Here is a 12,887-nt window from a genome sequence, read left to right on the forward strand (position 1 = left end):
GTTGCCGCGGCGAGCCACGAACCTTCTGCCGGACTCAAGGCGCAGGCCTGGACCCCGATGCTGCCGGGCGCGACCAATGACCTGATCACCGCGCCAGTCCGCGGGCAAACATGACGCGGGCCGCGCGCGGCGGCGGGTGATTCGAACCAACGTCCCGCCCTGCCGGTTTCTGCCCGGGTGACGACCACCGGCCCTCGGAAAGCCTTCCCCGGACCGCCTAGCCCGGCCCGGTCCAGGTGTCTCTCCGGGCCTGCTGCTGGCGGGCGTTGCGTACGGCGGCCTTGGCCAGTGCCACCGTCAGGCGCTGACGGGCTCAGGCGGCCCCACGCTGCGCGGCGGCGGGCACCGCGCGGCCAGCACCTGGCGGACCGGAGGCGGCGGAGACCGTCCCGCACAGCCGGCGCCACAGCGCCCACCCCCCCACCACCGGAACCACTGGACTGGCGGTGGGGTGGGGCGTGGGCTGTCACGGTGATGGCCAACGCGGCGTGACAGTGCGGGTCGCGAGCATTCCACCGCAACCTGAGGTGACCCCCTGGACGTGGACGCAGGGGTTATGCCGCGAGTGGGAGTCTAGCGATCTGGTCTTGCTCTTCGTATTCCAAGGGTGAGCGGTAGGCCAGGGCGCTGTGACGCCTTCGAGTGTTGTAGTAGGCGAGCCACTGGAAGATCGCGAGCCGGGCCTGGCTCATGGTCTGGAAGACGCGATCGTGGAGGGCTTCGCGTTTCAGGCTCTGCCACAGGCTCTCGGCCATGGCATTGTCATAGCTTGATCCGACCCGGCCCATGCTGCGGCGGACGCCGTAGTGGTCGCATGCCTGGGCGAACGCGGCCGAGGTGTACTGCGAGCCCCTGTCCGCATGGAAGATCACTCCGGTGACGCTCCCGCCGCGGGTCGCCACGGCCGCAGCGAGCGCGTCGGTGACCAGCTCGGCGCGCATGTGGGAGGCCATCGAGTAGCCCAGCACCCGCCGAGACCGGATGTCCAGCACGCAGGCCAGGTAGAGCCAGCTGCCGCCGACCTGCACATACGTGATATCCCCGCACCACTTCTCATCCAGCCGGGCCGCGGTGAAGTCGCGCTGCACCAGGTCGGGCGCGGGCGGCGCAAGCCGGTCGGGAATCGTGGTGCGCCTACGGCGGCGCAGATGCCGGCCGACGATCTGGTGCTCGCCCATCAGGCGGGCCACCCGCTTGCGGTTCACGGGCCGACCGGACGCGCGCAGCTCGGCGTGGACCCTGCGGGCCCCGTAGGCGTGCTTGTGCTCATCATGGATACCGCGGATCTCGGCCACCAGGGCGGCCTCGGCAGCCTGGCGGGCGGCGCGGGCCGGGGCGCCGACGATCCACCGGTAATACCCGGACCTGGAAGCACCCAGGACCCGGCACAGCCGCTGGACGCCGAAGCGTTCGGCGTGAGCGGAGATGAAGTCCCAGCGGCGGGTCTTCACTTCACCTCCCGAGCAAAATAAGCGGCCGCCCGCCGCAGGATCTCCCGCTCCAGCTGCCACTCCTTCTCCGCCCTGGCCAGCCGCGCGTTCTCGGCCCGCAACCGAGCCAGCTCAACCTCCACCGACTCGCCGTCACCGGCAGGCGCCGGCTCCGCCCGTCCCGCACGGCCCTCCTCATCACGCACCCAACTACGCAACGTCTCGGGATTGACGTTCAGATCAGCAGCGACGTCCTTGAACGTCCGCCTGCCACCCGAAGCCCGCCACAACGCAACCGCGTCGCTACGGAACTCCGGAGAGTACTTCGAGGGCCTTGCCACGTGAACAACTACCTTCCAGGATCTCAAGATCCATTGTCGGGTATGTCCACGTCACGGGGGCCACCTCAGCCGGATCGTCCCTGCCGCTCACGAGCGTGACGATTTACCCGGACCACCGACAAATCAACCCACGACGGCCGGCACAGGCACGCCACCGGCCGGGTGCCTCGGGTCGCGGCCTGCATTGGCGGTGTTCCCCGGTCATTCAGAGCCGGCGGACGGCTAGCCGCGCAGGAACTGCGGTCATGTGAAGCGTTCTTTCGGCCGGTGCGCCGCGGCCCCCGGATCCTGACAATCATGGGGGCCACTCCTGGACGCGTGCGCGGTATGGACGCCGCGCACGTCGTGTCAGAGAGTGAAGTCCTGTGACCGATCTTCCTCAACAGCGCCCCGCGCATGTGATCGCCTTGACCGACCAGATTCATGCGGCGATCCGTGACAAGGATGCCGAACGCCTGGCCGACACCGTCCGCCCGCTGTACTTTCGCGACCCCGACGCCGCCAGGGCGATCCTGGTGGAAGGTCTTCAGAACACGATCGGCACCGATCCAGGACAGGATGAAGGGCCCGCCGGCCATGACGCCTGAAGATGGGACACGATCGGGCCGCTGGATGCACCGAGGCCGGTGGTTCCTCACAAACCGCCCGGCCTCATCACAGTCCTCGTTCACACGGTGTGGGAAAGAACGAGTCCGCAGAGGAAGTCTTACACACAGGACCGCTCGATCATCCGCCCGGGTGGGGCGTGTGGTCCTTAAGCCGCCGGTCTCATCCGTCCCGGGGGACGCCGCACCGGCCAGCACGTCCGGTCCGAGGCGCCCGCCCTGCCGGTTATCGTGCGGCAGGCGTCCGGTTAAGGCGCGCGGGCGGCTGGTTGGCCGCGGTGTCTGGCAGGCGGCCCAGACGCCGGTGCCGGGCTGGACGGAGAAGCTCTCATCCACCCAGCGCGGCTCGCTGTGGCGAGCCCCCGCCCGCCGGCGGTGCCCCGCCGTGGCGGGCGCTCGCCCGGTGGCTGGACCGCCTGGCGCGGGGACTGGCGGCACTCACCGCCGACCGGCCCGGCGCGGAGCCGAACCCGGAGCAGGCCACCGTGATGCGCAGCGGGGACAGGCGGATCTGCCAGCACGCCGGGACCGTGAAACGCCGACTGGGGATCGGCGGCGCCCCGGGCGAGGGATCCCGGTAGTGATCGCGGATCAGTCTCGCGGGTCGGCGAGTGAACCTGGAGCGATAGCCGGTCCGGCGGCGAGTCGTCTTCGAGGGTGGACCTTCGGCAGGTCCTGTCCTTTGATGCCCACGCATGGCCGTCCGGCTGGGGCCTGGCAGGTCGGGCACGAGATGGTCTGTGCCTTGGGCGCTTTGGGCTTGCCCGTACCGGTCTGATCTCGCGGTGGCCGGCCGGATGGCGGAACGGTCATGCCCTTGACCGTAGAGGCTTTCCGAGAAGGACGCTCCCGGGGCGGGGGTACGGTCCTCGGCTGTTCGGGTGGCGTCCGGCATCTCCCCCCGGCGACGGCGATCGTGATCGATCGGCATGCTCGACAGCGGACGGGAACAGATCGAATTCGCCCCTTCCCGCAGATCCCCCCGGGGGACGGCTCCGGGCTCCGGCACTCCCCCTGATACGCCGGGCCCGAGGCCGGGTCACATACGGGACCAGACCATGCCAAGCGGCCAGGCCGTACCCAACCGGACGTACCCTCCGTTTGATAAAAGCCCACTGCTCGCCGCGCATAGACATTGCTCTATGGACTTGATTGAATGCGGAGCGTAACTGATCGATCAAGGGTCAGATATAACCGACTTAAGAGAGCGATCAATGGCAAAACTCCGCAGCTCACTGTTCATCGCCACCATGACCGCCGGGCTGGCTCTGGCCGGCGGCGCGGCCGCTGGCACCGCCCAGGCGATGACCGCCAATTCCACCGACCGATCCGCCGCGCACACTCGGTCTGACACGATCATCCGGCCTGTGGCCACGCTGTACCGCAACCAGGCGTGGACCTCCGGGAACGGCCGGACCATCCTGCGATTGCAGCAAGACGGCAACCTCGTCCTCTACAAGGACGGCAAGCCGGCATGGCAGGCCCCCAACACCTGGAGCCACGCCGACTCCGCGGTCTTCCAGCAGGACGGAAACTTCGTGGCCTACGCCAGCGGCGGCCGTCCGGTCTGGGCGTCCGGCACCTGGCACAAGGGGGCCTACCTCGCGGTGCAAGACGATGGCAACCTCGTCATCTACAACAGCGACCGCCAGCCGGTCTGGGCAACCAACACCGGGGACTGACACGTTCCGTTCGCGCGACATCGGCCCTCCGGGCCATCGACCTGGAGGGCCGCATCCCCGACGCCGACATGCTCGCCCCGGCCGTCGGGCTCCGTCGCCCCCGATGGCGGGTTCTGGAGCCAGAGGTGTTTACGCTCGCTGGTTGAATGGTCACGGTCAGCGATGGGTTGACGGGCGGGTGGAGAGGCCGTGGGGGACGACGATGTGTGGGACGGGCAGGTCTGGCCGGTGCCGATACCGCTGATAACCACCGGGCAGCTTGTCGATTTGGTCGCCTATCTGCGTGTCCACGCGTCTGGTGATGAGGTGCTGATCCGGGCGGTGCAGACCGAGCTGACCTTCCGGCAGGCCGGGATCCGTCCAGAGCCCGGAAGTGGAGGGTGGGGGGCGCAGGGCGTGATGGCCGAAGTGGCCCGGCCGGAACCGTGCGGCGCCCCTGGTCCGCACGACGGGGCAGCCGGGCACGGACTGCGTTCATGGTCGCGCACCCGGTCCCGGGTGCTGTTCGGTCGGTGAGTGGCCGGTCTGCTCGCAGACCACCACGTGTACCCGGCCCACGCCTGGGCCTGCGGACGCCGTAGGTTCTGCGCTCCGATCAGTCCGGCCACCACCGCACAGACCGCTATCCGCCCCGCCAGCCACCCTCCCCGAGCTGCTACCGGCAGCGTAGGCCGTCACGGCGGCCCGCCGCGTCTGGTCACACGGGCCCGCGGAAAAAGCGGCCCCGTCGGGTCCTGCGCAGCAGCTCACCGCCCCGATCAAGAACGTGCTAGACCGGAAGCTTCCACCGGCTGACCCGCCGCCACCGCGCGGGACGGGGGCCGACGACGACCCTCCTCCCTTCTTCTGCTCTGCTCTTGTGCAGCAACGACGAGCGCCCGAGGCAGCGGCCATCTGCAGGCATTGCATTGCTCACGAAGACCGGATTTTGCTCATCCAGTGCTCATGATCACGAATAATTGCTCACTCATTCTCGGAACCTACATCTCTCGCGGAGTCGGTCGTGGGGCGGAGCAGTTCCAGTTGCAGGCGGTGGGTTGCCTCGTCTGGTTCGACGTCGAGGTCGGCGAGGCGGTTGGTCAGCAGTTGGTAGGTGCGCCGGACGGCGTCCAGGCGGCCGAGGTGTGCTTGCAGGCGCATGAGGTCTTGGTAGAGGGGTTCGGCGTAGGGGTCGTGGTCGATTGCGTGTTCCAGGGCGGTCAGGGCTTGGTCGGGTTGGTCGTCTTTGAGGAGGTGGGCGAGGTGGGCCAGGGCGTCGGTCGCGTGTCGTCGCAGCTGTTCGCGTTCGGCCTCCGCCCACTCGTACGTCAGGTCGTCGGCGAGTTCCCCTGGGTACAGGTCCGGGAGTTGCTGGAGAATCTTGATGCGGTCGGTGTCGTTGCCGGCGTGCTGGGCTTGGTGCAGGGCGGTCTGCAGGCGCCATAGGTCGACGTCGATGAGGGCGGGATCGAGGTGGTAGCGGCCGGCGGTGTGGTTGATGAACATTGGTTGGCGTAGGCCGGTGGCGGTGCGCAGGGTTTTGCGGACGTTGTTGATCGCGGTGTGGAGCATGGTGGTGCCGGTTTCGGGGTCGCGGTCGGGCATGAGGGCGTCGATGCCTTGGTCGCGGGTGATGCCGTCGGGGTGGAGGGCGAGGTAGGCGAGCAGGTCGCGGGCGATGCGCCGTAGCCCGGTGGCAACAGGCTCCCCGCCGGCTTCGATGCGAACAGCGCCGAGCAGGCGCAACTGAACCGGCCGGGCGGCCGTCTCACCAACCGCCGCAGTGTCTGGACGCGGTGGCACATGACCGGTCGGCTCGTCGCGGACGACCTGCGGTGTCCGAGCCGGACCGGAGACGCTGTCGTGTGTGCTTTGAGGCGGCGCGGTGGTGGCTGGGGCGGGGGTGTCGGATTCGGGGACGCCGGTGGCGGTCTGGATGACCTGCAGCATGGCTCCGGCGTCGGTGGCAGTGAGGTGGAACAGCCGGGCTCCCGTCCACGCGCGGGTCTGGGGGCCGTGGCTGTTGGTGATGGTGCCGTCGTCGGCCAGGGTGAGGGTGGTTCCGGCGGGCCAGTCTCCGAGCAGGAGGCCACCGATGCAGTACGGGCGGCCGAGTTGGAGGATGGCCTGCAGGGCTTCGCCGGGTTGGGGTGCGGTGGTGATGAGGACGATGGCGGGCAGGGGTTCTGCGGGGTCGGCGGCGCGTAGTGCGGGTACGTCGGGCTGGTCTGTTGCTTCCATCAGCCGGGCCCGGTGGATGACTTCGGCTTCCAGATGCGTGATGGCAGCAGTGAGCGAGGCGGTGATGACCAGACCGTCGATCGCGGTGGCCAGTTGGTGAGGGTCGATTCCGGTCCCGGCGAACAGGGCGTCGGCGTCGGGTGCGGGAATGATGATCTCAGCGCGGTAGCGGTGAGATTTGGCCAGCAGTTCGGTCATGATCGCCCGTCCCGCATCCAGGCCGGCGGGGCCGCTCAGGGCCAGGTTCAGTCCGGCCAGGGGGACGGTGAGGGGGCGGCCCTCCTGGATGCCGATGGTGAGCCGGCCCGGGGGCGGGGTGGTGAGGTCGCAGGCGACCAGGTCGGCGTCGGAGGGGACCGGCCGGCCGTGGGTGGTGAGGCTGTCCAGGTGTGCTTTGCGGGCCCGTCCGACCGGTGCGGGTGGTGGCGGGAGTGGGTCGGTCGAGTCGGGGTTGGGCCATTCCTCGACAGCAGGGCGGCGGCGTCGGCGGTGAAGGCGGGTCGCGGCCAGCGCGATGCTGATCGCCCCGGCCAGCCCGAGGCCGACGTACGCGCCTGATGGCAGCCGTACGGCAACCGGTGCACCATGTGACCCGTCCTCGGGACGTGACGGTCCGCTCGGTGCGGGTCCCGGTGCGTGTGGCGGCACGGTGGGGTTGGGTGGTGTGGCAGCGGGGCGTGTGGGCATCGCTGGCGCGTGGCCGGTGCTGGGCTGGGACGCCGGACCAGGGCGTCCCGCCGGGGGTGGTGTCGTTGCCGTCGGCGGTGCTGCGGACGCGGCTGGTGGGGACGCGGTGGCCCGCTGGGCGGGCGCGGGGCCCCGTGTTGCCGGCTGCGCTGGCGCAGTGGCGGCAGAGCGTCCGGGCGGCGGGGATGCTGGTGCGGATCGGGTGGTGGCGGGGTGCCGGGTGTGGCCGGGTGGTTGAGTTCGTCCGCGGCCGGAGAGGCCGGTGTGGCCGGTGTCGGGGATTTTGAGGTGCTGGCCGGGGCGGATCTGGGCCGGGTCGGTCAGGCGGGGCAGGCCGTGGGGTTGGTGGAGGTGCTTGCTGGCGTTGAAGATCCGTAGGTACTTGCTGCCGGAGCCGTATTCGTGCCGGGCGATCGCCCACAGGGTGTCGCCGCGTTTGATGATCCTGGTTTTCCACGGGCGCGTTCCCGGTGCGGAGGTTGCGTGGGTAGCGGGTCGTACGGACTCGTGTAGGCCGGTCGGCGAAGGGACGTGCGCGGCGACATGCGCGGTCGCGGGTGGTATCGCCGAGGTCGCTGCGGCGGCGGTTTGGTGGGTGAGGGCGGCGGTTGTTGGGCCGGTTACGGGTGCTCCGGTGGTGATCACGAGGGCGGCCATGGCGACCAGGTCCCGGGCCAGATGCTGCATTGGCCGGATCGGCGTGGGCAGTCGCCGGGCCGGACGCCCGCGTACATAGCCGGCGGCCTCAAGGAAGGTGGCGAGGGTGAACAGGCTCCAGGCGGCCCAGCCGATCACCTTCACGGCGGCCAGGAACAGCGTGTTGCTCGTGTCGGGCCGGGTCAATATGGCACTGATCTGCGCCCACGTCGGCATGCCGTGGGGGAGAGGCGAGCCACCGACGACGGCCAGGGCGGCCGGGAGCCCGGCCAGCAGGAGTATCAAGACGGCCAGGGCACCGAGCCCGCGGGCCACCTCCCCCGTCCGGGTCTGCCTCGGCAACTTCTTCATCGATCTTCCCCCCTGATACCGGTGGCCAGGTCGGCGTCGGCCACGGCCTGAACGTGCAACGTCGAAATCCCGATCACGGGCAGGAAAATTGCCGGCCGCGTCAGCGCCACCCGGACGCGGATCCGGCGAGCCCCCAGCGCGGTGACCGACCCGTGGTAGCCACCGGCGTGCAGGTAGTCCTGGGCAGCGCGGATTGCGGCCTGGCGATCGACGCGGAAGGTGCCGCCGTGGGAGTAGGCGCGGTCGCGGTCGACCTGGCCGGCTCCGGCGCGGGCGGCTTCTTCGGCAGCGATGTTCGCGTCGTGGCGGGCTTGGAGCTTCTGTCCGAAGTCCACGATCGCGCCGAAGAACACGATCACAACCATCGTGATGACGACGGTGAAGATACTCAGCGCACCCCGCTCGCGCTCACGGCGCTCACCTGGTCTGACCGGTGGCCGAAGCATCATGGCCGGTCACCTGGATCTTTTGCCCGGAACGGGTCCAGGACGGACCGATGGAGCTTGGTCACCGTTCGCGAGCCGGGCATTCCCGGGGCTGCGACGTCGGCGAGGGTGACGGTGCAGGACACCTGCGCGGTGATGGTCCCGGGCCGCCCAACAGGTAGAGAGAAGGCGGCCAGATCGAGGGTGATGCGCGGGGTGCAGTGCAGTCCCTTCTCACGCAAGGTCGCCAGCGCACTGGCGGTGGCGACGGTACGAGCTTGGGTGACGGTGCGGGCGATTGAGGCCTGGCGGGCGGCATCGGCGGCGGCCTGAGCTACGGCCGCACCGGCGCCTCGGATGCGCGCGCCGACCAGCAGGGCGGCCAGGAACACGATGAACACCGGGGCGAGGATCGCGGCTTCGATCACGGCGTTGCCCGCATCCCCGGCTGTGGAGCGCCGGTGGTGGAGGGACAGCCGTGGCGTGGTCATATCCGGCCTGTGGTGAAACGCTCGCGGGCACCGCAGGCTTGCGCCGTGACGGTCAGGTGAAGGCCGGGCAAGAGCGCGGGTGCGCCGCCGTGGACGGTTACCGCAATGGTCGTGGACCCCGAGACCGCGACAGCGGGTCCGAGCAGGACCGGTTCGTGGCCGGCGAACGCGATGGCAGCGCTTCGCCCGGCGGCCAGGCTGCCGTGGTGAGCACGGGCGACCCGCAGTCCTTCCTCGGCGGCGGCGAGGGCGACCTGGTGGGCGGCGGCGACCATGACGGCTTGGGCCAGGGCGAGGAACAGCAGCGCGATCGCGGGAAACACGATCGCGATGGAGATCGTCGCTGAGCCGGTATCGCCGGACCGGCGTGGTGAGGTCGTGTCCATGACGGTCGGGTTAGGGGATCTTGGCGATCCAGGCGTGGACTCGACCGCCGACGGCGGCGTAGATGGCGGCGGCCAGGATCGCGAACCCGGCCACGATGATGATCGTTTCGACCACGCCCGCGCCCCGGTCCCGGTCCTGCCCGGCTCGGCGGCCGATGGTTTCCCGTACTCGGTCGGCCAGGTCGAGGACCGCGATGCCCAGCCGGGCCGGTTGCCTGTGTTGATGGTGCACTACGCACTCTCCTTGCTTGTTGGGGATGTCGGTAGTCCCGGGAGTTCCTGTTGATCTTCGGTTCGGTGTTTGTGGCTGGTAGTGCGTAAACGGTGCCTCAGGCGTTCGGTGAGCAGATCTGACAGATCTTCAGAAATCCCGAACACTCTGTGATATTCATGGCGGATGGTCGGGTCATGTGAGCTGGAGAAGCGGTGACACTGGCTGCCGTGCGGGCCCTGGGGCCAACGCGTCGACTGACGTCTGCGCAAGATCTTGAGGACTTCGAACAAGAACTGGTCGACCAGTACGCGCTGGCGGGGGTGGGTGCCGGTGTTGGCGACTCCTATGTCGCCGCGGAGCGGTCGGTGGTGTTCGCGTTCATCCGTTTCCTGGGCCGTCCGCTGTGGACGGCCACGAGCAGGGACGCTGATGCCTTCCTTGCGCACCAGCGCAAGAAGCTGGGTTTGGCGCGTCAGACGGTGCGCGGCAAGGCGATGACGCTGTCGAGGTTCTATGACTTCCTGCTGGCGCGGTATCAGGGCGAGGTCTACGCGCTGACGGGTCATGTCCTCCAACAGCCGATCGATGAGTTCAACAAGCCGCCAGAGCCGACTACGGCGTGCTGGTTCGCGTCCCTCCTCGTGATGAGGAGGTGGAGGAGTTGTTCGGGCGGTGGGGTCAGGCGCTTCCGAGCGCCCGTAAGTACCTTCCGGCAGCACGGGACTATCTGGCTGCCTCGCTGTGGCGGCGGGCCGGACTGCGGATCGGCGAGACGGTCATGCTCGACATCCGCGATTGGCGCCCTGACCTCGGAGAACACGGAAAACTCCACGTCCGCTTCGGTAAGGGCAGCATGGGCCGGGGACCCAAGACCCGGCTGGTGCCGGCGATCAACTCCACCGACGCCCTGGTGACCTGGTGGCTGGCTGATGTGCGTCACCAGTTCGGCGCCGATTATGAGGACCCGGACGCACCGATGCTGCCCAGCGAGCGCCGCGACCGCAGCAGCAACCGCTGCCTGCGCGTCGGCAACGACGCGCTGCGATCCGGTCTGGCTGTCGCTGTCGAACGGTGGCTGCCGGACTGGCGCGGCCGATTGACCCCACACGTGCTCCGGCACTACTGCGCGTCCTCGCTGTATGCGCGCGGCATGGACCTCAAGGCGATCGCGGACCTGCTGGGACACGAATGGCTGTCCACCACGACGCGTTACATCCACGTCCACGACAACCACATCGAGCAAGCCTGGGCCGCGGCCAACGATCGCCTCGCCGCCCGCTTGGATGAAGGCACGGAGTGAGCCAATGCGCTGGAATCTGCGGCTGACAGCCGCCGAGCGAGGTATCTGGAAGTCCACCGAGATGCGCCGCCGTCTGGCGGACGCGGGATTGGTGATCAGCGCCGGGAAGATGTCGGCGTTGTGGACCGGGACCCCGACCACGATCCGTCTAGAGGACCTGGATGTGATCTGCGCTGTTCTGGAGTGCAACCCGGCCGACCTGCTGATCTGTGAACCGGACAAGGTCGCGACCCGCCGGCCGCCCCGCGAGCACGAAGGCCAGGCCGCCGTGGGCACCGTGTCCGTCCCGCCACGGCTGGGCCGCAACCGGTCCGTCCCACCGGCGTGACGCGGCCACGCCCGTGCGCCCGCTGCGGCCTCAACCCGATCGCCTACTACGGGCGGCAGTACTGCTACGAGTGCGTGCCGCGCGGGTGGAAGAGCGCACCACGATGCAAGATCTGCGGATCGGCGGCTGATTATTACACCGCCGGACGCTGTCGCGGTTGCCACCGATCGGCACCGGTGGTCGACAGCTGCACCGATTGCCTGGCCTGGGGTGTGACTCGCCGCAACAACCGGCGATGCGAGGGATGCCGGGGCTGGAGGCGGCACTTTGCCACCACCGCCCCATGCCCGTCGTGTGATCGGCAGGTGCTCCTGGGCGACCGTGGCTACTGCCGGCTGTGCTGTCGCCAGGCCCGTCTGGTCCGCGCGGCGCAGCGCGGCATCGACGTGCCGGAGGCCAACCGGGGCGGCCAGCAGCTGTTCCTGGCCGATCTGTTCCGCCAAAAACGGCCATCGCCAGCCCCCGTCCCACCGGCGGCCTGGCCTGACCGCTACCCGGTTGAGCACCGCCAGCTGGTCCTGTGCGAGGCCGAACGCGATCTGGCCGCCGGGTGGCGCAGCGGCAACCTCCGCCCGCCGATCGCGGCCTTGGCCGCTGCGTTCGACCAGGTCATCAGCGAGCACGCCGCGCGGCACGGCTGGGGTAGGTCGCTGACCAGCAGCACGCGTAGTGCCATCCGTGTTCTGCAGGCGATTCAAGACACCCCGGGCGCCTCCATCCAGGCCAGCCAGGCCGCCGACGTAAGCACCGCGCTCGACTTCCGCAACCTCAAGGCGCTCACCGAGATCCTCACCCTGTGCGGAATGCTCACCGAAGACCGCCAGCCCACCATCGACGCCTGGTTCACCCGGCGGACCGCCGGCCTGCCCGAACCAATGGCTGAGGAATTCCGGCACTGGTACCAAGCCCTCCGCGACGGCAGCACCACGCCACCCCGTTCTCGGCCCCGAAGTCCCCGCACCGTCCGCGGCTACGTCTCCGCCACCGTCCCGATGCTGCACGCCTGGGCGGCAGCCGGTCACCAATCGCTGCGCGAGATCACGCGAGCCGACATCATCGACCTGCTGCCCGACCGCCCCCACCGCAGGGAAAAGACACTGACCGCGGTGCGCGCCATGTTCCGATTCCTGCGCGCACGCCGCCTGGTCTTCACCAACCCCACGGCGCGCCTTCGGGGACTGCCCACCCAGCTCGGCCAGCCGCTGCCGGCAGACCTGGCATCGATGCGCGCAGCCGTGCACAGCGACAAACCGGCCCGGGCCGCCATCGCAGCGCTGGTCATCTTCCACGGCCCGCGCCCCAGGGAACTGTGTCACCTGGAACTGACCGACGCCCGCGACGGCCGGCTGCACCTGCCCGGACGGACGATCGTCCTGGCCGAACCCGTTCGCGCCAAGCTGGCCGCCTGGCTCGACGAACGCGCCCGCCGCTGGCCCGAAACAAGCAACCCCTACCTGTTCATCAACGGTTACACCGCGGTGAGGACGAGCACCGTCAGCCCCGAATGGATCACCAGGACACTTGGGCTGTCCGCCAAGGCGCTCCGCGAAGACCGCATCCTGCACGAAGCCCTCGCCAGCAACGGCGACATCCGGCTGCTCTGCGACCTGTTCGGTCTCAGCCCCTGCGGCACCCGACGCTACGTCCAGACACACCGCGAACCGGCTGGCCCCCACTTCGGTACGGGAACCGAAGCACACCGATAGCCTCGAATCCGGTGTCTCGTCCTTCAGTTCCCTCACCTCCACACTTCAGAAATCACGAACCCAC

General features: G+C 69.3%; 13 protein-coding genes. 6 read left to right on the top strand and 7 right to left on the bottom strand.

The annotated features are described in order from the left end of the window. Positions 1–554: 554 nt before the first annotated feature. A protein-coding gene (locus ACYVF7_RS23020; RefSeq protein ID WP_460344186.1) for an IS3 family transposase occupies positions 555–1,771 on the bottom strand; the annotation gives its coding sequence in 2 pieces (ribosomal slippage) (positions 555–1,516 and positions 1,516–1,771; 1,218 coding nt in all). Positions 1,772–2,136: 365 nt separating this feature from the next. Between ACYVF7_RS23020 and ACYVF7_RS23025 the strand changes: the two genes are divergently transcribed. Then, positions 2,137–2,358 carry a hypothetical protein gene (locus ACYVF7_RS23025; RefSeq protein ID WP_460344189.1) on the top strand — a complete coding sequence of 74 codons (222 nt, stop codon included), beginning with the start codon at positions 2,137–2,139 and terminating at the stop codon, positions 2,356–2,358. Positions 2,359–2,967: 609 nt separating this feature from the next. Here ACYVF7_RS23025 and ACYVF7_RS23030 read toward each other — a convergent pair. Then, positions 2,968–3,189, bottom strand: coding sequence for a zinc finger domain-containing protein (locus ACYVF7_RS23030; protein WP_460344192.1), 222 nt, complete (start codon positions 3,187–3,189; stop codon positions 2,968–2,970). Positions 3,190–3,590: 401 nt separating this feature from the next. Here ACYVF7_RS23030 and ACYVF7_RS23035 point away from each other — a divergent pair, with 401 nt between their 5' ends. Beyond that, entirely contained in the window at positions 3,591–4,058 is a 468-nt protein-coding gene (locus ACYVF7_RS23035) for a hypothetical protein (RefSeq protein ID WP_460344195.1), read from the top strand. Between the two features lie 189 nt (positions 4,059–4,247). Continuing rightward, positions 4,248–4,574, top strand: coding sequence for a hypothetical protein (locus ACYVF7_RS23040; protein ID WP_460344198.1), 327 nt, complete (start codon positions 4,248–4,250; stop codon positions 4,572–4,574). Positions 4,575–5,021: 447 nt separating this feature from the next. Here ACYVF7_RS23040 and ACYVF7_RS23045 read toward each other — a convergent pair whose 3' ends face one another. Genes ACYVF7_RS23045 through ACYVF7_RS23065 form a run of 5 tightly spaced genes read right to left on the bottom strand, consistent with a single transcriptional unit; the run spans position 5,022 to position 9,507 of the window. Next, positions 5,022–7,973, bottom strand: coding sequence for a BTAD domain-containing putative transcriptional regulator (locus ACYVF7_RS23045; protein WP_460344201.1), 2,952 nt, complete (start codon positions 7,971–7,973; stop codon positions 5,022–5,024). Beyond that, positions 7,970–8,422: a pilus assembly protein TadG-related protein gene (locus tag ACYVF7_RS23050; protein ID WP_460344203.1), complete on the bottom strand. Its 453-nt coding sequence runs from the start codon at positions 8,420–8,422 to the stop codon at positions 7,970–7,972. The genes ACYVF7_RS23045 and ACYVF7_RS23050 overlap by 4 nt, the downstream gene beginning before the upstream one ends. After that, complete coding sequence (locus tag ACYVF7_RS23055) at positions 8,419–8,889, bottom strand: hypothetical protein (RefSeq protein WP_460344206.1); 471 nt, start codon at positions 8,887–8,889, stop codon at positions 8,419–8,421. Before ACYVF7_RS23055 ends, ACYVF7_RS23050 begins: the two co-directional genes overlap by 4 nt. Beyond that, positions 8,886–9,275, bottom strand: a complete 390-nt coding sequence (locus tag ACYVF7_RS23060; RefSeq protein WP_460344209.1) for a hypothetical protein — start codon at positions 9,273–9,275, stop codon at positions 8,886–8,888. Before ACYVF7_RS23060 ends, ACYVF7_RS23055 begins: the two co-directional genes overlap by 4 nt. A gap of 10 nt (positions 9,276–9,285) precedes the next feature. Further along, positions 9,286–9,507 (bottom strand): hypothetical protein, encoded by a 222-nt coding sequence (locus ACYVF7_RS23065; RefSeq protein ID WP_460344212.1) that lies wholly within the window; start codon positions 9,505–9,507, stop codon positions 9,286–9,288. Positions 9,508–10,141: 634 nt separating this feature from the next. Between ACYVF7_RS23065 and ACYVF7_RS23070 the strand changes: the two genes are divergently transcribed. The 3 genes from ACYVF7_RS23070 (at position 10,142) to ACYVF7_RS23080 (ending at position 12,823) form a co-directional block, all read left to right on the top strand. Further along, positions 10,142–10,789, top strand: coding sequence for a tyrosine-type recombinase/integrase (locus ACYVF7_RS23070; protein WP_460344215.1), 648 nt, complete (start codon positions 10,142–10,144; stop codon positions 10,787–10,789). 4 nt (positions 10,790–10,793) lie between these two features. Continuing rightward, positions 10,794–11,117 carry a helix-turn-helix domain-containing protein gene (locus tag ACYVF7_RS23075; protein WP_460344218.1) on the top strand — a complete coding sequence of 108 codons (324 nt, stop codon included), beginning with the start codon at positions 10,794–10,796 and terminating at the stop codon, positions 11,115–11,117. Positions 11,118–11,422: 305 nt separating this feature from the next. Further along, positions 11,423–12,823 carry a hypothetical protein gene (locus ACYVF7_RS23080; RefSeq protein WP_460344221.1) on the top strand — a complete coding sequence of 467 codons (1,401 nt, stop codon included), beginning with the start codon at positions 11,423–11,425 and terminating at the stop codon, positions 12,821–12,823. Positions 12,824–12,887 lie beyond the last annotated feature (64 nt).

The organism is Actinoallomurus acanthiterrae, from assembly GCF_054775715.1.